The sequence below is a fragment of the Komagataeibacter saccharivorans genome, from assembly GCF_004348195.1.
GTDB classification, from domain to species: Bacteria; Pseudomonadota; Alphaproteobacteria; order Acetobacterales; family Acetobacteraceae; genus Komagataeibacter; species Komagataeibacter saccharivorans.
In genome coordinates this window covers 560253-583442 of record NZ_CP036404.1, presented here as the reverse complement: position 1 = coordinate 583442, position 23190 = coordinate 560253, and the positions used below count along the sequence as shown (strand labels likewise).

The following is a 23190-nucleotide window of genomic DNA, read 5'->3' as shown; positions in this document are numbered from 1 at the left end:
CAATCCGGTGCCAGGGTGTTTCAGCGATATGCATTCTGGCCCGCGCGACAGCGGTTCAGCCTTCAGTATTTCCGCCATGCCCGACCATGGCATAAAGTGTGGAGGCATAGGTGCCCGATACCATTTATCGCAATGCCCTTTTCTTCGATGGTACGGGATGTGAGCCTGTCGTAACCGACGTGGCGGTTTCCGATGGCCGGATCAGTGCAATCGGCATCGGGCTTGAAGCCGATGAAAGCACCCGGCAGGTGGCCTGCGGCGGGTTGTGGCTCATGCCCGGCCTGCTGGATATCCATACGCATCTCGACCTTGAGCTGGAACTTGCCCCCGAACTGCCGGAAGTCGTGCGCCATGGCACGACTGCGGTGGTGATTGGCAACTGTTCCATCGGCGTAACATATGGCAACCAGCGACGCGACGGGGAAGACCCGATCGTGGACTGTTTCGCCCGGGTGGAAAACATGCCCAAAAGCGTGCTGGGCAAGGTGGCCGATGCCTGCACATGGACTGATTCGCAGCAGTATCTCGACCATCTGGGCGGGCTGGCGCTTGGTCCCAATGTCATACCCCTTATTCCCCATTCCATGTTGCGGGTCGAAGTCATGGGGTTGCAGGCGTCCATCAACCGCAGGCCCACCCGGCGCGAACGCGCCAGCATGGAACGCCTGCTTGATGCGGGCATGGCGCAGGGATATGCCGGTTTTTCAACTGATGCCCTGCCCTTCCATTTTCTGGCGAACAGCCCGCACAAGAAAAGCCGGATTCCAACGCAGTACGCAGGCTTCCGCGAACTGGCGCGGTTGACCGGGGTGGTGCGGCGCTATGGCCGCGTATGGCAGGCGACGCCACCCAAGGACAATATTTTCGAGGCATTCCGCAGTTTTCTGCTGACCAGCGGTCGCCTGTTTGGCCGCCCCCTGCGCACGACGGTGCTGGCCATTCTCGACCTGCATACGAACCGTGCCGCGGTGAAGCTGTGCCTCATGCTTTCGGCCATCCTCAATTCCCGCCTTCTGGACGGGATGTTCCGGTTTCAGGTCCTGTCCGGCACGTTCCGTATATGGAGCGACGGGGCAATAAATCCGCTGGCCGATGAAATTCCCGAACTGCGCGCCCTGAATGAATGCGAGCCAGAGGACCGGGCCGCGCGGGCGCGCATCCTGAATGATCCGGAATGGATCGCATCATTCCGGCATATGTGGCTCAACGGCAAGAAAGGTCTGTCGCTGGCCCGGCTGCGCCGCGTGCTGCGGCAGGAAGAAACGGTGCTGACCCGCAGGCTTGCGGATATGATGGTCAGCGAATGCCCGTTGGACAACTGGTGCGATCACACGCTGGATGCCCCGTATCAGCGCCTGTTATGCTGGCAGGAATCCGGCGGCCAGCTTGGCGCGGCGACCTCGGCTGAAGCGCGGTTTTTTGAAACCTTTCCCAATCCCATATGCGATGACGCGGCCTTCATCGTGCATCTGCTGCGGCAGTGGGATACCGACCTGCGATGGGAAACGACGATTGCCAACCGGAACCCTGCCGTACTGGAAAAACTTCTGTTCCATCCCCTGACCCTGCCGGGGTTCAATGATAGCGGTGCGCATCTGGCCAATATCGGTTTTTATGACGGCAACCTGCGTTTCCTCAAAATAGCCCAGAAACAGGGATTGCAGAAGGTGGCGCAGGCCGTGCATCGGCTGACCGGCCTGCCTGCGGAATTCTTCAACCTCAATACGGGCGTAGCGAAGGTTGGCGCGCAGGCGGATCTGTGTCTGATCGACCCCACGGCCCTGCGGCAGTGGAATCCGGAACGAACCTATGAATTCGTCTATCGCAGCCAGTTGGGCTGTCGGCAGGTCATCAATCGCCCAAAAGGCGTGGTGCATGAAGTCATGATCGCGGGCAGGACGGCATGGCGTGACGAAGAATATGTGCCCGATTTTGGACAGACGCAGTTTGGCCGCGTCCTGAAGCCACAGGACCATCCCGATGAACAGATGCGCGATGCTGCGGCACGGGCTACGGCGGAACAGAACCCCGATATGAACCCGCCGGACAACGCCGTCCGCGCCAGGGTGCGCGCGACCTACCAGAACGTGGTCATGCTTCTGCCGCAGTAGCCCTGCGCTTCAGCCGCCGATAGGGGGCAGGCTGTCTATGTAGTTCAGGTAAAGCTGCTGCAGCCGCTGGGTGGTTGCGCCGCGCTGTCCGTTTCCGATCGTGCTGTCCCCGATGCGGATAACCGGCATGACAAGGCTGGTGGCACTGGTCAGGAACACTTCAGGCGCGGCAAGCAGCGCGTCCACGGTTATGGTCTCTTCACGCACGGTAAGTCCTGCCTCGCGTGCAAGGATCATCACACGGTTGCGGGTGCAGCCGGGTAGCAGTTCGTGCGAAAGGGCACGGGTAACGAGGTCACCCTGTGCTGTCACGATGAACACATTGGCCGAAGCCCCTTCGGTCACGCCCGTACTGTCGTAAAAAATGGCGTCCTGCCTGCCATGGGCCATGGCGGCCTTTTTCGCCATGACCTGTGGCAGCAGCATGATGGTCTTGATGTCGCGGCGCAGCCAGCGGATGTCGGGCACCAGATCAACGGCGATGCCGGATTGCAGCGCAGGTGCCGCCAGCGCGTCCTTTTCCTGCGCAAGGATCAGCAGGGTCGGGCGCGTGCTGGCCTCACCCGTGAAGTTTCGTTCCCCCGCGCCGGACGTGATCTGAAGGTAGATGAAGCCGTCCGTTATGGCGTTGCGCGTGATGATTTCTGCTAAAATGGTGGGCAGTGCCGCGCGTTCCGGCGGGACGGGAATGCCGGTTTCACGCAGCGAGCGGTCAAGGCGGCTGAGGTGGCTGTCCAGATCGACCAGCCTGCGCCCTACAACCAGCCAGACTTCATAAATCCCTTCGCCAAACAGGAACCCGCGATCGAAGGCGGACACGGTTGCCTGTTCAGGCGGCAGGTAACGGCCATTGAGAAACAGTTCACCCGACATGTGCGCCTTCCTTTGCGTCAATGGGATTGCCCCCTGATACAGGGAATGAAACCGAAAAAACAGGGAGCCAGACCGTAATCATTGCGCAATGATCCAGTGGTTGCCATAGCCCCACGCGGTCGGCTGCCATGCCCGGTCTGCGCGCCTGTGCGTTCTTCTCCCCCTTGTGTGTTCACCACGCGGCAACACCCCCCTTCAAAGATTCGATACCCCTGTCCGCGCTGGCCCCGTGTTATGACTGTCAGCCTTGTGAAGCCAGTGATGGGAGCGTGGCCCCTTTTGTCGTGTCGGTTACAAACAGGGTTTTTGGTTTGCCTGTCCCTGCTGGGTCCGTGTGGTATCGCGCATGGACAGAGCATTCCCGCAATCACCCTGCCCGGCATTACCATCCGGCCCTATGCCACGGACCAGCTTGATGTAGGCGGCTTTGCCCATGCCGCGCCCCAGCAGCCCGGAACCGGCGCCCGTGGCGCACGCCTGCGCAATGGCGTGCGGATGGATATTCACAAACAGGTGGAAATTGGCGCGATATGGGATGCAGGTCCCGCACCCGGCGGGCCGATGCGCCTGTTTGAAGGACAGGTTTCCTATATCGGGCTGAAGCATTTCGTCTTTACCGCCGGTATTTTCAAACCCAGCTTCGGCCTTGAATCCATGCAGGCGCAGGGGGATACGGTCTTTGTCGAACGGGCCAGCATTTCCACCCTTACGCGCAATCTGGCCACAGGCATTGAACGGCAGGCCGTGCAGGCTGAATCCTATGGCAGGCGCTATCATGTGGCCCTTTCCGCCACGGGTGGCACCGCAGGGCCCGGCGAAGATGGCAACCAGCGTGCCATGGCGTTCCGTCTGGTGGGGCTGCCGGTGCGCACCCGCTCGGTCCTGCTCCATCTGGGTGTTTCGGGGGAATGGGTGTTCCGGCCCGCATCCGCCCGCAACGCCAGCCCTGCCCTGTCCTTTGCCGATACGCCCGAAATGAATACGGGCACCGACGCGAAATACCTTGGAACCGGAAAAATCGCGGCAGACAGCGCCGGAGCGTTCGGCATGGAGGCCGCGCTGGCATGGAAAAAGCTGCTTTTCCAAGGGGAAGGATACGATATTCTGGTCAACAGCCATACCGGCGGTAGCGGCAGGCAATTACAGTTTCACGGATGGTACGGCCAGCTTGCCTATACCATCAACGGTCAGCCACGCGCATGGAAGGGACGCACCGCCGCCTTTTCATCGCCTGTGTGCGACCGCAGGCAGACCGTATTGTGCAATGGGTATGGCGTGCTGGAACTGGCGGCCCGCTATTCCCATGCGAACCTGAATTCAGCCCCGATTTCGGGGGGCAACCAGCAAGTCGGCACGCTGGCGGTCAACTGGTGGCCCACGACGATCATGCGCATGACGATGCAGTATGAATACGGGCAGGTCAGCGGTGGCCGGACTCCGGAACATTTTCACGGCATCATGTCGCTGTTCCAGATCAAGTTCTGATGTGTTCCCGCGCGCCTGGGCGCGCGGGTATCTGTAACCGGGTGGAATTAACGTCCCCCCATGCCCCCTCCGGGATAGGGACCACCACCCTGACGCCCCGGTCCGGGTCCGCCGCCATAGCCGCCGCCGTAATGGCCATCCTGATAATAGCCGTCACGACCGCCATGGTGGGGATGGCCGCCGTAACATGCGGCTAGCGCGGCGCTGATCGCCACGACGTAAAGGGTCCTGATGAAAGGTTTCATGTCTTCCTCCTGCAACTTGAAGATGAACGTTGCAGCGCAAGGAAGGTTTGATTGCGGTTAAATCCTGGCGGTAATGCGGCTGCGTGGGGTGGGTTCAGGCGTCAGTCTCCTGTGCGGCCGGGTTTTCGCTTGCTGCCCGGCACCCATCGGGCACGTTTTCGCGCAGGAAGTGGGCGAATTCGTTGAAAGCGGCGGCCCGCGGGTCGGTTGTGCGCCAGACAAGCCCGATGGTGCGCCGGGCTTCGGGAATGGGGACAAGGGAAATCAGGTCCGACCACTCGCTGCGGTTGCGCAGCGCAAGACGCGGGATGAGGGAGTAGCCTTCCCCCGCGCCGATCATGTGCCACAGCATTTCAAGGCTTGCGGCAAGACGCTGGTGGTCGCGTTGCAGGGGCATGCCACACAGCGCCAGTGCCTGATCGCGCAGGCAGTGCCCGTCTTCCAGCAAAAGCAGGTCCGGTCCCTGCAGGTCCGGCATGGTCAGGCCCGGACGTGTGGCCAGAGGGTGCTCGGCGGGAAAGGCGGCCACAAACGGCTCGTCGAACAGGGGCACGCAGTGAAAATTATCGCCCTTGACCGGCAGGGCCGCAAAGACAAGATCCAGTTCATCATGCCGCAGGGCGTCCAGCATGATGTTGGTCAGGCTGTCGGTCAGTTGCAGTTTCAGTTGCGGGTAGGTCCGGCGCAGCAGCGGCAGCAGGCTGGGTACGTAATACGGTCCAAGGGTTGCTATGACCCCCATGCGCAGCACCCCTTCCAGCGGGCCGGTCTGCACGCGGGCGGCTTCGATCATCGCACGGGCGGCGGCCAGCACGTCGCGGGCACGGGCGATCAGGCGCGCGCCATCCGGTGTCAGCGTGACGTGGCGGCGGGAGCGTTCAAACAGCACGACACCCAGCAGCCCTTCCAGCTTGCGCACCTGTTCCGACAGGCCGCCCTGGCTTACCCCGCAGCGTTCCGCCGCGCGGGAAAAGTTACGCAGGTCATCAACCGCCACCACATATTCGATATCCCGTAGCGACAGACCAGAAAGGGGAATATACGTCATGGGTATAGATAGGACCGATTCCTGTCTGTTTGTAAAATGGTTTTACCGATTACAGCCATTGACAGAAACTGTTTCCCCGCATTTCGTGTTCGTGGGACAACAGGCCCGTCAACATTGACAGTGCAAGCAAGGAGAATTCCACATGGCACGCATCAATTCGCCACTGAAGCCTTTTGAAACCGACGCCTTCCACAACGGCCAGTTCATCAAGGTGACCGATGCCGACGTGAAGGGCAAATGGTCCGTATTCTTCTTCTACCCCGCCGACTTCACGTTCGTCTGCCCGACCGAGCTTGAGGATCTGGCCGACAACTACGAGACGTTCAAGAAGCTGGGCGTTGAAATCTACTCGGTCTCCACCGACAAGCATTTCACGCACAAGGCATGGCACGACACGTCGCCGGCCATCGGCAAGATCCAGTACGTCATGCTGGGCGACCCGACCGGCCAGATCGCGCGCAACTTCGACGTGCTGATCGAGGAAGCAGGTCTTGCCGATCGCGGCACGTTCCTGATCGATCCGGAAGGCAAGATCCAGTACATCGAGATCACGGCTGGCGGCGTGGGCCGTAGTGCCGCCGAACTGATCGACAAGATCCAGGCCGCGCAGTACGTCGCAAGCCATCCCGGTGAAGTCTGCCCGGCGAAGTGGAAGGAAGGCGCCGAGACGCTGACCCCGTCGCTGGACCTCGTCGGCAAGATCTGATCCCGACGGCGGTGGCCCGACCCTGCGGGATCGGGCCACCGCGCTTCACCTTTTCAGGAAAAGCGGAGTTCACTCCCATGTTGCAAGACACCATCAAGACGCAGCTCAAGGCCTATCTGGCAGACCTGGCGCACCCGGTCGTGCTGGAGGCATCGCTCGACAGCAGCCCGAAATCGCGTGAGATGCATGAATTGCTGCACGAGGTCGCCGCCCTTTCTGACAGGGTGCAGGTGTCCGAACAGGGCGAGGCCACGCGCCGCCCCTCCTTCGTCATCAGGCGCGATGGGGCGAAAACCGGCGTGACATTCGCCGCCATCCCGATGGGGCATGAGTTCACGTCCTTCGTGCTGGCGCTGTTGCAGGCCGGGGGCCACCCCCCCAAATTCACCGATGACCAGATTGCCCAGATCCGCGCGCTGCCGGGACATTACAATTTCGAGACCTATGTCTCCCTGTCCTGTCAGAACTGCCCGGACGTGGTGCAGGCGCTCAATGCCATGAGCGTCATCAACCCCAACATCCATAACGTCACGATTGACGGCGGGCTGTTTCAGGACGAGGTCACGGCAAGGAACATCATGTCCGTGCCGCAGGTCTACCTCAACGGGGAACTGTTCGACACCGGGCGGATGGATATTACCCAGATTCTGGCCAGGCTGGACGCCAATGCCCCCAAACGCGCGGCGGAGCAGCTCAGGAATGTCGCACCCTTCGACGTGCTGATAATCGGCAGCGGCCCTGCGGGCGCTTCCGCCGCGATCTATGCGGCGCGCAAGGGGCTGCGCACGGGGCTGGTGGGCGAGCGCTTCGGCGGTCAGGTCATGGATACCGAAGGCATCGAGAATTTCATTTCGGTCAAGGAAACCGAAGGGCCAAAACTGGCGGCTGCGCTGGAAGCACATGTGCGGCAGTATGATGTGGAGATCATACCCGCCCAGCGCGCGGCGGAACTGTTTCCGGCGATAAAGCCCGGTGGCCTGCATGGGGTCGCGCTGGAAAGCGGGGCGATCCTGCATTCCCGCACGGTCATCCTTGCCACCGGCGCGCACTGGCGTCACCTCGGCGTGCCGGGCGAGGAGGAATACCGTAACAGGGGCGTGGCCTACTGCCCGCATTGCGATGGCCCGTTCTACAAGGGCAAGCGGGTTGCCGTGGCCGGTGGTGGCAACAGCGGCGTGGAAGCGGCCATCGACCTTGCCGGTATCGTGGCCCATGTCACGCTGCTGCAGCGCGGATCACACCTGAAGGCGGACAAGGTGTTGCAGGACAAGCTGCACAGCCTGCCCAATGTCACCGTCCTGACCGAGGCCCTGACAACGCGGGTGGAAGGCAACGGCCGGAACGTGACTGGCCTGACCTATCGCGGCGGTGACGGCGCGGACCACCATGTCGATCTGGAAGGGGTATTCGTCCAGATCGGCCTGCTGCCCAATACGGACTGGCTGAAGGGCACGGTCAGGCTGAACGATTTCGGTGAAATCGTTGTGGATGACCATGGCGCGACATCGGTGCCCGGTGTCTTTGCGGCGGGTGATGCGACCACCACGCCGTACAAGCAGATCGTGATCGCCATTGGTGATGGCGCGAAGGCGGCCCTGTCCGCATTCGATTACCTGATCCGCGTGCCGGTGGCGGAAGAAAAGCGCGTCCCCGCCTGATGCAAAACGGGGCCGGGGGATATTCGCCCCCTGCCCCACCGGGCGGCTACGAATGCCCGGCCGGATTTGCCGCCGTGCGGTCCGGGCCGGCGTGATCCTGCGCAACCTGTGTGGATGATGGACGGTTCGGGACGTTGGCTGCGGTTGTGGTGGCGGGCAGCCAGCCGCCTTCAAATCCCGCACGTTCCATGCCGGTGCGGATATAGGGGTTGCGCTTCATCACGTTCCAGACCAGTCCGCTGCGCCAGTTCTCGATCATAAGCAGGATGGGCCCCTGATCTATCCCCAGATATTCGTTATCCGACCAGAAGGACTGGCCGGTGCGGAAACTGGGATTGAAAGCGTCCACAAAACCATAACGGCCATAAATGCGCTCGCCGTAGCGGGCTTTCATGTTCTGTAGCGTCGGCAGCACGATTTCGGGGGCGAAGGCGATGGAGCCTGCCGCGGCGGTGGGGGCCACGGTGCCATCATCCTGCGTGTAGTCACGGCCCGCGCCACGGGCGGAATAGGACAGGAAACGCCGGCTCTGGCCATCAATCGGCTGCGTGGTGTCACCGGGGCCGTCACAGGCGGTCAGCCCCCACATGGTCGGCCCGTAATCGTGCCACTTACCCGGATTGGCGATGGCGTAAGCCTGCTGCGCATAGACCGCGCGGCGGCTGTTTTCAAAATAATCAATCCGCTTTGCGCGCGCCCATGCGTCCTGCACGCCCCGGAAATCAATCCATGCGTGGCTGTACTGGTGGCCGAACAGAGGTGCGAAGTTCAGGAATGTCTGGCCATAATAATCGCCCCATCGCCGGTCATTGGTGGCAAGCCATGCCTGCCATGATGCCGGGGTCAGCGGGTGACTGGGCGAGCCGAGGCCAAGGATATAGGCCATCATGCCTTCGCTGTACCCTTCCCAGTAGCTGGGTATGAACTGGTGTTCGGGCGACCAGCCCATGCTCAGCCGGTTATCGGGGCGGGTGATCCACTGCCAGTTGACGCGCCTGTATAACTGGTCGGCCAGATCGCGTATCTCGTGCTCGCGCGGGGTATCGTGGTCATAGAAGGACTGCGAAAACAGGATGCCCTGCATCAGCAGCGCCGTGTCGATGCTGGACAGTTCGATGTCGCGGTTGAAGCGCTTACCCGTCTCCCGGTTCAGGAAATGGTAGTACAGGCCGTTATATCCAGTTGCATCATCCTCGCTGTCATTCTGCGGGCTGCGCATGAGATAGCGCAGGGTGACAAGCGTGCGGTCAATGGCCTGTTCACGGGTGATGTAGCCACGGGTCACGCCTATGCCATAGGCGGTCAGGCCAAACCCGATGGAGGCGACGCTGCTGAATGTCTGGCCGGAAGGATAGCGGTCGGGAACCAGCCCCGTTTTCGGGTCGCCTGCATCCCAGAACCACTGAAAGGTCCGGCGTTCGAGATCATCGATCAGGATGGTATCGGCGCGGCTGGCTGCGGCCGGTGCGGCGGAAGGGGTGCTGGCGCTCGTGGTGGCTTTTGCGTCAACTGCGTGGGCCGGGACGGATGCAAGGGACGCGCCATATAACAATGCCGAAATGAATACAGCCGCATGCTTCCCCGTTTTGCGAGGGTACAAAGCTTTCGTCTCCTGCCGGTTGTCCGGCCTTTATGATTTGAGATCCGGGCAGAATGCAATATCCCCGCGCCCGCAGGGCAGCGACATGAACGTTGCAAATTGTGACGGAGATCGCCGTGCAGCCCACAAAGCCGGATCATGCGGTCCGGTGCCCTGCCCCCTGTCCATCATTGCCGGGCGCGGACGGGAAAAGATGTTTTGTAATGAAATCAGTATTTTCCGTCCGGTGCGGCCTGTATCTTCGCCATGCAGGCACCGGTATTTTCGATGGATCGGTCGATAACACGCCAGTTTCTGTGCGCTGGCTGGCATTCGGGCCGTTGTTCTTACTTTTTCTGCTCCCTCACCGCTTCCCCTCCGCATCGGACAGGATACCGGAACGATTCTGGTCAGGGCCAAACGGCTTGATGGGATGATGGCTGTCCGGTTGCGGGGCTACGCTCCATGTGTCGGGAATGGCTTTTAATATTCTGCCGTAACGGTAAGCAGAGAACCCCTTTTTCGCGCCATGCCATAATCGGTTGTGGATGTGTTCTTTAGCCCTTCCCCATTTTGCGGAAGGCGTAGACCAGCGCATGGTCCTGCGGCTGTTTATAATAACAAAAACATATAAAACGGGCATTTCATTACATATCATTTCTGATTTTTGACCTAGTTTTTCTTGGGTCGGTCTATCTGTGTCAGTAATGCCACACTCGCCCTTTTCTCATGTTATAGCGAATGATTATCATTTGCTAATGCAGTTGAGAATGAATATCAAACAGCCGTCCCCTGTTAGCAATAAACGACGCGACAGCACATGCCGCGTCAGGAGAGTGGTGAATGAGTGAGACAGAACTGTCCCCATCAGCCCCGCCAGGCCGCGGGTTGCGGCTGGCGGTAGCCCTTGGCATGTCCGTTGGCCTTGGTGTGGGCGCGGAAGATGCGAATGCCGATGATGCCGCCCAGCCCGCAGCACCCGACAGCAGCATAAAACTGTCTGCCGTGCGCGTGGGCGGCCATGTGGAAGCCGGGGATGCGGGCAATGAATCCGGCAATACCAATAGCGAGATCCTGCATATATCGCGCATGCCGGACAGCGTGCGTGACACGCCGCAGACCATTACTGTCGTGCCGCAGGAACTGATAAAGCAGCAGCGCGCCTTTACGCTGGATCAGGCGCTGGCGAATGTGCCGGGTATTACCCTGTCCACCGGTGAAGGGGCTGGCGGCCTGAATGGCGACCAGTTCCGTATTCGCGGCCTGCAGGCGCGACAGGACATCTATACTGATGGATTAAGGGATTTCGGCACCTATACACGCGATACGTTCAATACGGACAGTGTCGAGGTCATCAAGGGGCCGTCGGGCGAATATTTTGGCGCGGGTAACGTTGGTGGCGTCATCAACCAGAGCCAGAAACACGCCCATGCGGGCAACAGCTACAGCTATGACCAGACCTTTGGCAGCGGCCCGTTATACCGGGGTGCGGGGGATATCAATTACCAGATCAATGATGACATGGCCATTCGCGTCAATGGCATGTACAACAAGCAGGACGTGGTTGACCGCAACAACGTGTCCTCCAACCGCTACGGTGCGGCGGTGGATTTTGGCGTGGGCCTGCGCAGCCGGACCTCATGGCATCTGACATGGCAGTGGCTGAACAGCGACAGCAAGCCTGATTACGGTGTCAGCATGATTCAGGTCAATGGCATCTACCGCCCCATTACCGAATACGGTGTGGCGCGCAATACAAGCTATACGCGCAGCTTCGATTTTGACCGCTCCAACATCCATACGCTGACCTCCGCGCTGAAATCCGACATCACGCGATGGTTCACGCTGACCAACGATACGCGGCTGAGCCTGTACGAGCGCGACTATACCGCCACCACGCCCGCCGCATGTTCGGGCGCGTGCGCCGCGGCCATTCTGGGTGGTGGCAATTACGCCCTGCCCTACGGCGCGGGTGGTGGGGCCGCGTACCGGCAGCAGGGCTGGGGCGTGCAGAACGTCATCATGGGACGTGCGCGGTTCAATACCGGCTTTGTCCATCATGACCTCAAGGCCGGGGTGGATATCAATTACGCCAGCGATTCACGCTGGCCGGGCAGCTTTACCAACCGCACCAACAACCAGACCATCCGCAACCCGCAATACTCCTATCCGTCCACCTCCCTCACCTTTCCCGACAGCGGTTACGGCAATGCCAATGCGCGTGATCTGGGGCTGTTCCTGGCCGATCGCATCCAGTTGACCCGGCAGCTTTCCCTGTTCGGTACCGCACGGTGGGATTCATTCAGCAGTTCGTATTACAGCCGCTCGACCGCCAGCCAGGGGCGCGCGGAACAGAAATCTGATCGCTGGAGCCCGTCGGGCAGCATCATGTATTCGCCGCTGAAGACAACGTCCTTCTACTTCACCTTCGCGCGGTCGTACAAACCCGTTGGCACCGATGTGTCCTCCCTTGTCACAATCAAGCCGCAGGCGGGCGATGTGGCGCAGAAGGGTGTCAACCTGTCACCACAGCGCAGCGACCTGTTTGAAGTGGGCAACAAGACGGACTTCTTCCACAAACGTCTTGGCACCACGGTTGCGTTCTTCCAGATCAGCGAAAACAATTCGCAGTATTATGATGTCAATGGCGATCTGGAAACCGGCTTTGCGGATTCCGGCAGTGGCCGCCGCATCCGTGGCGTGGAACTGAGCGCCAATGGCAAGATCACGCGCGACTGGCAGGTATTTGCTTCCTATTCCTACATGGATGGCCGGGTGACACACAGCAACACCGGCGACAACGGCAAGGTCGCCCCCCAGGTGCCGCATAACAACATGTCGGTATGGAGTTCGTATGACCTGTCCCACCTGCTGCTGCGTCCCGACTGGGGCAGCCTGAAGGTTGGTGGTGGCGCACAGTATTCATCGGGCTACTGGGCCGGGCCGGATACGACCAATACGGCACGCATGCCCTATACTTTCAACCTCAATGGCATGGTTTCGTGGGATTACCGTCATTACCGCGTATCGTTCAACGCCAATAACATTACCAACCGGCTTAATTACGCCTCCTCCTTCTCCGGGTCGCGTGCGGTTCCTTCTCCCGGTCGCTACTTCATGGGTAATATTGGCGTAACATTCTGAAACCCATAAAGTTTTGATTTATTGTCTCCTGCCCTTCATTGTCCTGACAACAACCGTGCCCTCATGACCGAAGACATGAAACGTGCAAATAAAAACAGCACAACACACGACACGACCGGCAATGCGCCGTGTGAGCCGGTGGCGCTGGTGGATGTTCAGCTCATGCTGGGGCAGGTCCATCTGAACAACGGCAACATGGCGGATGCCTTCAGCATGTTCGAGGTCGCGGCCCGCAGTGGTGATCCGCGCGCCCTGAACATGCTGGGCCGCGCGTTTGAACGTGGCTGGAGCGTATCGCGCAACCCGGCCACCGCCGCCATGTATTTTGCACAGGCTGCGCGGTGCGGCGATGGCTGGGCCATGTTCAACCTTGCCGATCTGTATCTGGCGGGCGACGGTGTGGCCGCTGATCCGCACCGGGCCTGCGCCCTGTATGTGGCGGCGGCGCGTAACGGGGTGGCCAAGGCATTCAACATGCTGGGCATCATGGTGGAAGACGGCGTGATGCCCGATGCGCAGGTGGATGCGGCCGCCACATTTTTTCATGCCGCCGCCATGGCGGGTGACTGCTGGGGGTGTCTCAATCTGGGGCGTGTCCATCTTGCAGCGCGGGACGTGCCCGCAGCACTGACATGGCTGGAAAAGGCGCTTGAACTGGGTTTTGCGGACGTATTCCGTGCGGTCGAAACCCTTCTGGCCGGGTCTGGCGACCCGCGGCTGCGTCGTGTGGCACAGGATGCGCGCAGGCGGCTATGTGACGGCACGCATTCCAGACCAGCAGCATAAAGCGATAACAGGACAGCATTACATATGAACCGCTTCGTAAAAAAATACGCGACCCCGTTTGTTACGGGTTTCTTTGTCATTTCCGCCGTTTCCGGCACGGCCCTGTTCTTTCACTGGCAGCCCGGCCTGTTCCATTCCATGCATGCCTGGCTGAGCATGGTGCTGCTGGTGCCGTTCGTGCTGCATATGTGGCGTAACTGGCCGCAGTTCCTTGGATATTTCCGCAGCCGGACCATGCTGGTGGCCTGCGGGATTTCGGTGCTGGCGGCTGTGGCTTTCATGGTCACGACCGGGCACCGTGGCGGCAATCCGGCGCAGCGTCTGTTTCCCATCCTGACGCATGCCCCGCTGACCGATCTGGCGCCCCTGCTGCATGCCACGCCCGATGAACTGGCCGCACGTCTGACCCATACGGGATATGCCGTGCGCTCCACTGACGAAACACTGGATGAAATCGCTTCCGCCGCCGGACAGAAATCCAACGATGTCCTGCTGAAGATCCTGCCGCAGCACGGCGGTGGTGGAAGGCACCGATAATGCTGTTTTACCCAAGGACGCGGAACATATCATGCTGATCCATATTGCCGGGGTGCTGAGTGCGGCGGAAGTGGCTTACTGTCGCGCCCTGCTGGAAAAATCGCAGTGGGTCGATGGCAGGGTTACGGCGGGCGACCAGTCCGCCAAGGCCAAATTCAACCTCCAGATCCCGCAGGACAGTGCGGAGGGACGCGAACTGGCCGATCTGGTCCTGCAGGCATTGGGACGGAACGCGCTGTTCAACAGCGCTGCCCTGCCGCTGCGTGTCTTTCCGCCGCTGTTCAACCGTTATGATGCGGGCATGTGTTTCAATACCCATGTGGACAATGCCATCCGTCCCCTGCCCGGCACGGGGTTCCGGTTCCGCACCGATGTATCATCCACCCTGTTCCTGAGCGAACTTGATGAATATGACGGCGGTGAACTGATTATTCAGGACACGTATGGCACCCAGAAAATACGCTGCCCGGCGGGGGACATGGTGCTTTATCCCGCAAGCAGCCTGCATAGCGTGAGCACGGTTACACGGGGCAGTCGCTGGGCATCCTTTTTCTGGTCGCAGTCCATGGTGCGCGACGATACGCAACGCACGCTGCTGTATCAGTTTGATCGCTCGATTATCGAAACGCGCCAGTCCCTGCCCGACGACCATCCGGCCGTACTGGGTCTGACAGCCACGTACCACAACCTGATCCGCCGGTGGGCGGAACTGTAAGGCGTAATACCCTCTGCAACCGGGAAGTGTGCCAGTGCGTTACCGCGCAGAAGGACCGTGCCTGCCGCCCGCGCAATGCAGGCGTATGGTCCGGCAATCCAGCAGACAGGGGAAGATACCGGATTTCCATTGCTACGTAATAACCTGCACCGGAAGCGACGTTACGTAATGCGCGGACCCACGCATAAAAAAGCCGTTATTTCCGGGCATGGTAAGATCATTGTTTTTCAGGATTGTAGATGCCTTTCTCAATGAAGCTGCATATTGAATTCGGACTGGAACGATACATGAAAACCACATCCCTCATCGCTATGGGGACAGCCTGCCTGCTGGGCATGGCATCACCTTCCTACGCCCAGCAGGGGCCGAATGGACCTGGCGGCCCCGGTGGTCCCGGTGGCGGCGGACCGCAGGGCCAGCAGCATGGTCCGCAACAGGGACCGCGTGGTGGTGGACATGGCCGTCCCATGCGTAATGCGCCCCCGTCCCGTGGCGGTTACGACAATGTTGACATGAACCGGGTATGGCACCGGGGCGACCGTTATGATGGCCCGCGCAACAGTCGCTGGGTTGTCAATAACTGGCAGTCCTATCGCGGTCTTTCCGCCCCGCCGCCGGGTTATCAGTGGATGCGTTATGGTAACCAGTACCTGCTTACGGCCGTGGCGACCGGCGTGATTGCCGGTGTGGTCAGCGCCACGATCGCATCCCCGATGATGCGGTGACAAAAGCATCATCCTTTTACGTTTCCGATACGCTGTGACACCATCGGCTTTGCCGGTCGTATCGTGAATGAAATGGGCGCCGGGGGCGACCGTGGAACGGCAGCATCCCCCGGCGTCCGGCCTGTTTTCCGGGATGGGCAGGTATTTCATATCCCCATACTGAACCGGGGTATTCCTGCAAGGCATGGATGATGCCCAACGGACCGGTTTTGTGTGTGCCCTTTTGGAAAGGTGCACTGAAGCCAATTTTTCTGCATGACTTCACATGCCCGTTGTGTATGTGCCTTTCCAGGCATTTATACCTAGAAATAATAGTGTTGTATTTTTCTATACAATAGCATAAATGCGCATACGTATAGAAGTATTATAAAATATACAATAAATATTAATAGTATTAAAAATTATAGTGTGGTTTGCTGATCCCGATAATATTCCTCTGGGCTTCCCGTCACGTCAGACTTTCAACAGGCTGATAAAATTTCCTTACACCATTCAATATAGCATATTGCATATTTGTGGGGGATGGGATTGAGTAACCTTATGTCACGCCCAGAACCCGTCCTGTCCCCTACCCCAAAATCCGCATGGCGTTTCGCCAGTGATGCGCAGGCCGACACCAACAGCCTGCCCGGCGCATTCGCCAGCGTGCAGGTTCCCGGTGCCGGTGCATCGTGGCTGCGGCGGTTCCTTGCCTTTGTGGGGCCGGGTTACATGGTTTCCGTGGGGTATATGGACCCCGGTAACTGGGCGACGGATCTGCAGGGTGGGGCGCAGTTTGGCTACACGCTGCTTACCGTCATTCTGCTGTCGAACTTCATGGCGATCATCCTGCAGTCGCTTGCCGCCCGTCTGGGCATTGCAACGGGGCGCGATCTGGCACAGGCATGTCGGGACCATTTCCCGCCTGCCGTCAATATCGTGCTGTGGCTGGCCTGCGAACTGGCCATTATTGCCTGCGACCTGGCGGAAGTGATCGGCACGGCGGTCGCCCTGCACCTTCTGTTTGACATACCGCTGCTGGCGGGGGCCATCATTTCTGCGCTGGATGCCTTTCTGGCGTTATATCTCATGAACCGGGGCTTCCGTTATCTGGAAGCGTTCGTCATCGGCCTGCTTGCGACTGTTGCCCTATGCTTCGCGGTGGAGGTCGTGGCGGCGCAGCCCCCGGTGGCGGCCATACTGAAGGGTTTTCTTCCTTCCACCGAAATCATGACCAACAGCCAGATGCTTTATATTGCAATCGGCATCATCGGGGCGACGGTCATGCCCCATAACCTCTATCTTCATTCATCCATCGTCCAGACGCGCGCGTTCGAGCGTACGTCGTCTGGCCGCACGGAGGCGATCCGCTGGGCCACATGGGACAGCACCATCGCCCTTATGCTGGCGCTGTTCATCAATACCGCAATCCTGATTGTGGCCGCCGCCGCCTTTCACACATCGGGTCATCAGGACATAGCGGAAATCGAGGATGCGTATCGTCTGCTTTCCCCCCTTCTGGGCCTTGGCGTGGCGTCTACCCTGTTTGCCGTCGCCCTGCTGGCGGCAGGCACCAATTCCACCGTGACCGGCACGCTGGCGGGTCAGATCATTATGGAAGGTTTCCTGCGCCTGACCATTCCGCACTGGGCACGGCGACTGCTTACGCGCGGGTTGGCGATCATTCCGGTGGTGGCCGTTACGGCGCTGTATGGCAACCGGGGCGTGGGGGAACTGCTTCTGCTCAGTCAGGTGGTCCTGTCCATGCAACTGCCATTCGCGGTTATTCCGCTGCTTATGTTCGTGACCGACCGGGGCAAGATGGGGGAATTCGTGATCTCCCGCCGCATGATCGTGCTGGCATGGGCGGTGGCGATCATCATTCTGCTGCTGAATGGCAAACTGCTGTTTGATGCGATTACCTGAAGCTGCGGGAATGCTGCGTCTCTTCAGGGTATAATAAGATAATCCATTCAGCGTCTGGCATGGCTTTGGGTTGTGATGCCGACCCTTCCCTGTCAGCGAAGCACTGCCCATCAAACTGCGCCTTACCGCAAGGTGGCTGCTGGGTAACCAGTGGGTACGGACCGCGCCTTCTGGCTGCTCGCCCGTTATGGGATGAGCGAACAGCTATGCGTGTCACAAGACTGCAAAGACGGAGGTAGGTAACGCCCTTTCTACGCCTTTGCCTGTGGTGTTGCGCTGTCTGGCCGCGTGGGGGTTATGTTGACGTGCAATCCATCATCGCCGGGGCCGTTCCCCAGCAGGTTGAGGAAACTGGGTACCGGGAACCTGATGCCTTCTTCATTCATGCGTACCGCAACGCGGGCATAATATTCCCGGTAGACGGTCCATTTTGATCCCGGTGCCGTGCGGACGGAGCCAAGGAAGCGCGCGCCATTGCCGTCCGCTTGCTCTATGCCCAGAAATGAAAACCCGGACATGATAAGATGGCCAAAGCGCGGGGTCTGGCGCATCTTTTCCAACTCTTCGTGAAATATATCGGTAAGCTGCTTCGTATCCTGCGTCAGATCGATCATGAGATCGACAACGACCAGATTATAATCGCGGGAGGTATTGGCGATGGACGATACCTCCGAAAACGGGATGATATGCAGGTCCCCGTTGATCGAACGCAACCGCAGCGTGCGGATGGACAGATGTTCCACCGTGCCCGATATGCCCCCGGCAGTAACCCAGTCGCCCACCTGGATCGCATTTTCCACCAGCATGAAAAAGCCGGTGATGAAGTCCTTGACCAGACTCTGCGCGCCAAAGGCGATCGCCGCGCCCATGATCCCCGCGCCGGTCAGCAGCGGTGCGACATTGATGCCGATCTGGGACAGCGTCGTGACCGCCACGATAATGATGATGACGGCCAGCAGCACGGTCTTGATAATGGGTAGCACCGTGCGCAGGCGGCTCGCGCGTCCTTCCTGTGACGAGTTTTCAAAGTGTGTGATCTGCCGTTCAAGGGCGGCGTTCGCGACCTCCCATATCAGGATGGCGACCGTATAGGCGATAATCATGGACAGGATCGCGCCAATGATTTTCGGTCCCAGCCGTCCATAGAAAAAGAAATGGATGGCAGGTAGGCCAAGTGCCTGGAAAAACAGGATCGTGGTCGTGAAAAACAGCAGGAAAGACAGTAGTTTGCGCGATGCCGGGTAATAGTAGTCAACCCGCGCCTGTAACCCCGGATAGCGGGCTTCCAGCGCGGGCGAGATGTGGAACAGCCGGTTCTGCAGGTTATACAGCACGACAGATACCACGCGCGACAGGATCACCACGGCGGTAGTCAGGATGACCGTGCGGATGATCCACGCATACCCCCCCTGAATATGGGTCGCCCAGATCAGCCACAACGCGAAGTTGAAGAACATTGCCGGAATCCACCACAGGTAGACCATCCGGCCCATAAACATCCAGAACGGCTGCTTGCGCAGGCGTGCGGGTGGTTGCAGGCTTAGCGCGACATGGGCGCGCACACGCCATGTAAACAGGGCCACCAGCACATGTTCAACCAGCACCACGCTACGGATGATCGCCTCCGTTCCGCGCGCGGGCATGTCAAACACCCCGCCCAGCGTGGAAAGGCACACCACAACCGATGGCGCGGCCACCAGAAAGTTCAGCCAGCGCGTGACCATGAACGCGGTCTGGTTACTCGCGCTGCAAAGCCGGATGGCGGGCGAATGGGGAACGAACAGCGTTTCCATCAACAGATAGACAACGCGCGCGACGACATAGGCGTTGGTCAGGGTGATCGTGACCATTTCCGCCTGATGGGTGGTGGTCAGCAGATAGGCGAAACTGGACCCCAGTGCGAAGAACAGGCCGACGGGCAGCAGTTTGATCAGCAGGTGCAGCAGTGAAAAGGGAATGCGGGCCAGCAGGCGCAATGTGGCGTGCTGTGCCTGCATGTCGTGCTGCTGGGCCTGCTGGGCAAGCTGTTCGTCGCTTGCCTGCGTCGGGCCGGTTGCAGGCGGTGGTGCGTCAGGCTGCGCCGGGGTGGACGCATCGGGCAGGTTCAGGCGACGTTCGGTCGCAACCGCCCGTTCCGTCACTTTCAGCAGCGGCCTGCGCAGCAGCATGGAAAAACCACGTTCCGCCGCCAGCGCCAGTAACAGGATCAGCGTGGCCCGCCCCACGGCATCCAGCAGGATCGAACGTGACTGCGGGTCGGCAAAAATCGTATGGGTCCAGTGCGCCACGAACACCAGATCGCCAAACAGGGCCACAAAATGCTGTGCCTGCACCAACAGTCTGGACCGCAGCGATGTTACGTCCTGCACCAGATCGCTGCCAAGGCTGTCTGGCTGGACTGATACTTCATCCGCCTTGGCCGGGGCCGTGGCGTGCGGTGTGGGTGCTGCGACCGGGGCGGTGGTCGGCAACTGTGCGGCGATGGCAGCAAGGGTATTCTGGAATTCCGCGCGTTTTGCCGGGTCGTTGATGACGTCCAGCACCTGTCGGGCCTGTTCTTGGGTCATGCCCTGCGCCGGTTGCGTATCCGCCGCCATGGCGTGGCCCGACAGGGTTGCGGTACAGAACAGCAGTAATCCGAAAATGGCGATGCGCATCATGACCATCGGGCTGGTCAACCGGCCTGCCCCCGTCTGGCAGGTATTCGTAAAATGGCGCATTCCTTGATATTCCGTCCCGACTGCTGAAATCTGCCCCATGCAATGTAAATCCGGCATACCGACATGCCATTCCATACGGGGCATCCAGTTTATCGCAGACAGGACCGCAAAAGCGCAGATCGCGGGAAGCCGATCTGATATGCAATAAAATGCTCTACCGTTTTCTGATATGCTTTAAATATCTGTATTTTACTGGTATGTATTGGTTGGTTGAAATAAGATATATGTATAAATTATATATATGCTTATTTCATTATTTTATGAATAAATGATCGGGAGAACACCAGCCGGGGATCGCTGGTGTCATGAAGGGCGGGATGGTCCCGACGAAGATGTCGGGGTATTCGCATGTTTCTTCAGCAGCGGTATGGCGTCGGGGCTGTTTTCCAGCGCACGTTCCAGCAGTTCTCGCCCCAGCGCCCGCAGGGCAAGTGGATGCAGCGTGTCCACCGTGGCTGTCAGGTCGTGACGTTCCGTATCGCTCAGCCCGGTATCGGTGGCGACGCGCTGGCGCAGCCTGTCGATCGCATCGGGCGCGTTCAGTGTAAGGTGCATTTCATCCTTGCGTTCCAGATAGGCGCGACCCGCATCGGTCAGGGTGGTGTCGCCCGTGATCTGGAAGTTGCTGCCTGAAATGCTGACCCCGCCCTTGCACAGTCCCTGCAATTCAAGGTCGAGCAGATTGCGGGCGCATTGCGTCGCATCCGTGCCAGCGGGCGGGGCCAGATTGGCCGCTCCCCCGTTTTCGGCCATGCGGCGAAGCATCGCGTCCTGCAGGTCACGATCAATCACGTCAGCTCCTCCATCCTGATCAGGTGGCTATGGTGGGCTGGCAATGCAGTGCAGACAACCTGCCGGATCGGGAATACGGTTATGCATAAGCAGTCTTAATGTAATTACCGACTACAGGACATGAAACGGATATTCGGGTCCGGCATCCCTTCCATACGGCAACGATCCCGACACGGCTCCTTCGGCTGATGGAAAGAAGCGGATAGTTCGGTTCCATCCGGTGATGCCAGAACAGAAACGCCCCCTGCCGGATCTGGCAGGGGGCGTGGGTATAAAAAAGGCCGGTTGTTTCGATGCGCGTCGATCAGCTCCACACTCTGTGCGTGAAGTGGTAATGACCCCTGCCCCCATTACCGGATGGAGTATGCGCGGACCCGCAGCCCCCGCAGGGCATCGGTGCGTCCGCCGATCCGGTGAAGGCTGCCAGTGCTACATGCACTCCCGACCGTGGGAAACGGTCAGTGCATGCGCTGCAAGGAACCGGAACTGCGCCTGCTCCTCGGGGAAGGCCGGGATGCCTTCCAGCGCGTGCGCGGTCTTGTGGTAACGGTGCATGCTGCCCACACGCCGCCAGGGGCGGTCGGGGTGCTGTTTTTTCCACAGGCTGATTGCCCGGGTTTCCAGTTCCTGATTGTTCACTTCATGATCTGACGGTGTCATGTCCATCTCCCTGTGCATCCGCGATTGGGGTGTTGGAACGGTCACGAGTTATGTATCTGGATATTGTGGTGGCATGGCCCCTGCATCGAACGTCGCAGTCTAACATAAGTTGCGGTCGACCGGATGGTTTTCATGGCCCGCCACCGTACAAAAAAATGCTGAAGGCGGCCTCCTGCACTTCTGGAATGAAAAATAACATTTCGTGACAGGATTATCGAACCCTCCCCCCATTACAGTGCCGCCAGTATTTTTCATGCGCAGGCCACCAGATGATTTTCGTACCCCGCGGGCATATCCGTGCCGCGACCCTGTTCAGTTTCGTTCTGCCCATGGCGCTTGCCGCCTGTCATAACCGCCCCGGTGGGGAGGTGTGCCGTCGTGTCCCCCTGCCCCATGACGCCGTAGCCGCCGATGTGGACCGTGGGATACATGGCAGTGTTACTTCCGGCTTCGGCGTGGGTGGTGGTCCCGGCATGATGGGCGGGGGTATGATGCCCGGCGGCGGCATGGCCGGGAATGGCCTGTTCAATCGGGGCATGATGGATAATGGCATGGCGGGTGAGTACGGGCCGCCCGATGGCATGGATATGCGCCGGGGCGCCCCGCCGGAGCATGAACGTATGGTCAGCCGGTGCCCGCCACCGGGTCCGTCGCGCGGGCATGGGCCGGATCATGATGGTCCGGGCAGTGCCACGGTGGACCATCACGAGAGTGTCGATGTCTCAAAAATCCGTATCGGCAATTCCGATTAGATGACGGGCGGCATGCGCAGGATGCTGATGGTTGGGGGCTGCCTGTTCCTTCTGTGCGGCTGCGCGGCCCATCGGTCCCAGCCCGATGATGACCTGGCCATGGACGAAGCGGATAACGGGCCACCACCCGGCGATGGTCAGCACGGCGGCGGCAGGGGTGGTGGTCAGGGCATCTGGTCCGACGTGCTGCATACCGCGATGCAGGCGGGCATGGGCCTGATCCACCATTGACCCGCTGCCGGACGGCAATCATATAACATGAACAATATATAATCCGGATAATACATAAATGTTGTATCCAGACACAGTTGCGATACATGCGCAGCGTATAAAGGGTGCCGTATCCCCCATGGAGAAGACCCTATGCCCGCGAAGCCCGCTTTTTTAGGGGCCATCATGCTGCTTGCCGCCCTGTGTACCCCACCTGTGGCACAGGCGCACACGCATCGCATCAATCTGCTGGTCGGTTCGCACCACATGCAGAACCAGCAGCATATCAGTTCCCCATACGGGACCATATCAGGCCATCATATCGCCCAGTCGAAGGACAGTGGGGCCTATGCCGGGATCGAAGCCAAATGCGAAGCACTGTCCGGTACGGGGACGTATATGAGCAGCACCACCATCGGCATCAGCCGTGTCTCCCATCGCAACTACTTCCGCGACTGCATGCTTCGTAACGGCGCGTGGCAATAGGTCCATAGCCTTTGCCGGGTGGTCAGAAAGGCGTTACCCGCCCCACGTCTTTC

General features: G+C 59.7%; 20 protein-coding genes. 13 read left to right on the top strand and 7 right to left on the bottom strand.

Annotated elements, in window-relative coordinates; all coding sequences use genetic code 11:
* The first annotated feature begins 110 nt into the window (after window positions 1-110).
* Window positions 111-2111, top strand: coding sequence for an N-acyl-D-amino-acid deacylase family protein (locus KSAC_RS02510; RefSeq protein ID WP_243705272.1), 2001 nt, complete (start codon window positions 111-113; stop codon window positions 2109-2111).
* Window positions 2112-2120: 9 nt separating this feature from the next.
* Here KSAC_RS02510 and KSAC_RS02505 read toward each other — a convergent pair whose 3' ends face one another.
* The gene (locus KSAC_RS02505; RefSeq protein WP_132304013.1) at window positions 2121-2984 is read right to left on the bottom strand and encodes an aminotransferase class IV; all 864 of its coding nucleotides are present in this window, start codon (window positions 2982-2984) and stop codon (window positions 2121-2123) included.
* A gap of 306 nt (window positions 2985-3290) precedes the next feature.
* On the opposite strand from KSAC_RS02505, the gene KSAC_RS02500 reads away from it, so the two are divergent.
* Window positions 3291-4469, top strand: coding sequence for an OprO/OprP family phosphate-selective porin (locus KSAC_RS02500; RefSeq protein ID WP_243705271.1), 1179 nt, complete (start codon window positions 3291-3293; stop codon window positions 4467-4469).
* 47 nt (window positions 4470-4516) lie between these two features.
* Here KSAC_RS02500 and KSAC_RS02495 read toward each other — a convergent pair whose 3' ends face one another.
* The gene (locus KSAC_RS02495; RefSeq protein WP_102323701.1) at window positions 4517-4714 is read right to left on the bottom strand and encodes a hypothetical protein; all 198 of its coding nucleotides are present in this window, start codon (window positions 4712-4714) and stop codon (window positions 4517-4519) included.
* Between the two features lie 94 nt (window positions 4715-4808).
* The gene (locus KSAC_RS02490) at window positions 4809-5762 is read right to left on the bottom strand and encodes a hydrogen peroxide-inducible genes activator (protein ID WP_102323702.1); all 954 of its coding nucleotides are present in this window, start codon (window positions 5760-5762) and stop codon (window positions 4809-4811) included.
* A gap of 142 nt (window positions 5763-5904) precedes the next feature.
* On the opposite strand from KSAC_RS02490, the gene ahpC reads away from it, so the two are divergent.
* A complete protein-coding gene (gene ahpC / locus KSAC_RS02485; protein WP_102323703.1) occupies window positions 5905-6468 on the top strand; it encodes an alkyl hydroperoxide reductase subunit C in 564 nt (187 codons plus the stop codon).
* Between the two features lie 77 nt (window positions 6469-6545).
* Window positions 6546-8126 carry an alkyl hydroperoxide reductase subunit F gene (ahpF, locus tag KSAC_RS02480; protein WP_132304009.1) on the top strand — a complete coding sequence of 527 codons (1581 nt, stop codon included), beginning with the start codon at window positions 6546-6548 and terminating at the stop codon, window positions 8124-8126.
* Between the two features lie 46 nt (window positions 8127-8172).
* On the opposite strand, the gene KSAC_RS02475 is transcribed toward ahpF, so the two are convergent.
* Window positions 8173-9726: a glucoamylase family protein gene (locus KSAC_RS02475; RefSeq protein ID WP_207918742.1), complete on the bottom strand. Its 1554-nt coding sequence runs from the start codon at window positions 9724-9726 to the stop codon at window positions 8173-8175.
* 822 nt (window positions 9727-10548) lie between these two features.
* Here KSAC_RS02475 and KSAC_RS02470 point away from each other — a divergent pair.
* The 6 genes from KSAC_RS02470 to KSAC_RS02445 all read left to right on the top strand — a co-directional run bounded on the left by KSAC_RS02470 (window position 10549) and on the right by KSAC_RS02445 (window position 17517).
* Complete coding sequence (locus KSAC_RS02470; protein ID WP_132304007.1) at window positions 10549-12849, top strand: TonB-dependent receptor; 2301 nt, start codon at window positions 10549-10551, stop codon at window positions 12847-12849.
* 75 nt (window positions 12850-12924) lie between these two features.
* The gene (locus KSAC_RS02465; RefSeq protein WP_102324219.1) at window positions 12925-13635 is read left to right on the top strand and encodes a tetratricopeptide repeat protein; all 711 of its coding nucleotides are present in this window, start codon (window positions 12925-12927) and stop codon (window positions 13633-13635) included.
* Window positions 13636-13659: 24 nt separating this feature from the next.
* Entirely contained in the window at window positions 13660-14172 is a 513-nt protein-coding gene (locus KSAC_RS02460) for a hypothetical protein (RefSeq protein WP_132304005.1), read from the top strand.
* A 31-nt stretch (window positions 14173-14203) separates the two neighbouring features.
* Entirely contained in the window at window positions 14204-14887 is a 684-nt protein-coding gene (locus KSAC_RS02455; protein WP_102324220.1) for a Fe2+-dependent dioxygenase, read from the top strand.
* A gap of 287 nt (window positions 14888-15174) precedes the next feature.
* A complete protein-coding gene (locus tag KSAC_RS02450; RefSeq protein ID WP_207918740.1) occupies window positions 15175-15612 on the top strand; it encodes an RcnB family protein in 438 nt (145 codons plus the stop codon).
* A 540-nt stretch (window positions 15613-16152) separates the two neighbouring features.
* Window positions 16153-17517: an Nramp family divalent metal transporter gene (locus KSAC_RS02445; protein ID WP_132304003.1), complete on the top strand. Its 1365-nt coding sequence runs from the start codon at window positions 16153-16155 to the stop codon at window positions 17515-17517.
* 251 nt (window positions 17518-17768) lie between these two features.
* Here the strand turns inward: KSAC_RS02445 and KSAC_RS02440 are convergent, their stop codons facing one another.
* The 3 genes from KSAC_RS02440 to KSAC_RS02430 all read right to left on the bottom strand — a co-directional run bounded on the left by KSAC_RS02440 (window position 17769) and on the right by KSAC_RS02430 (window position 21689).
* Window positions 17769-20174 (bottom strand): mechanosensitive ion channel family protein, encoded by a 2406-nt coding sequence (locus tag KSAC_RS02440; protein ID WP_408884750.1) that lies wholly within the window; start codon window positions 20172-20174, stop codon window positions 17769-17771.
* A gap of 366 nt (window positions 20175-20540) precedes the next feature.
* Window positions 20541-21029 carry a hypothetical protein gene (locus KSAC_RS02435; protein WP_132303999.1) on the bottom strand — a complete coding sequence of 163 codons (489 nt, stop codon included), beginning with the start codon at window positions 21027-21029 and terminating at the stop codon, window positions 20541-20543.
* A gap of 429 nt (window positions 21030-21458) precedes the next feature.
* On the bottom strand, window positions 21459-21689 hold the full coding sequence (locus KSAC_RS02430) for a hypothetical protein (RefSeq protein WP_243705270.1): 231 nt from the start codon (window positions 21687-21689) through the stop codon (window positions 21459-21461).
* A 269-nt stretch (window positions 21690-21958) separates the two neighbouring features.
* Between KSAC_RS02430 and KSAC_RS02425 the strand changes: the two genes are divergently transcribed.
* The 3 genes from KSAC_RS02425 (at window position 21959) to KSAC_RS02415 (ending at window position 23137) form a co-directional block, all read left to right on the top strand.
* Entirely contained in the window at window positions 21959-22441 is a 483-nt protein-coding gene (locus tag KSAC_RS02425; RefSeq protein WP_132303997.1) for a hypothetical protein, read from the top strand.
* Between the two features lie 12 nt (window positions 22442-22453).
* Window positions 22454-22672: a hypothetical protein gene (locus KSAC_RS02420; protein WP_102324223.1), complete on the top strand. Its 219-nt coding sequence runs from the start codon at window positions 22454-22456 to the stop codon at window positions 22670-22672.
* 132 nt (window positions 22673-22804) lie between these two features.
* The gene (locus KSAC_RS02415) at window positions 22805-23137 is read left to right on the top strand and encodes a hypothetical protein (RefSeq protein WP_110547575.1); all 333 of its coding nucleotides are present in this window, start codon (window positions 22805-22807) and stop codon (window positions 23135-23137) included.
* The last annotated feature ends 53 nt before the right edge of the window (window positions 23138-23190 follow it).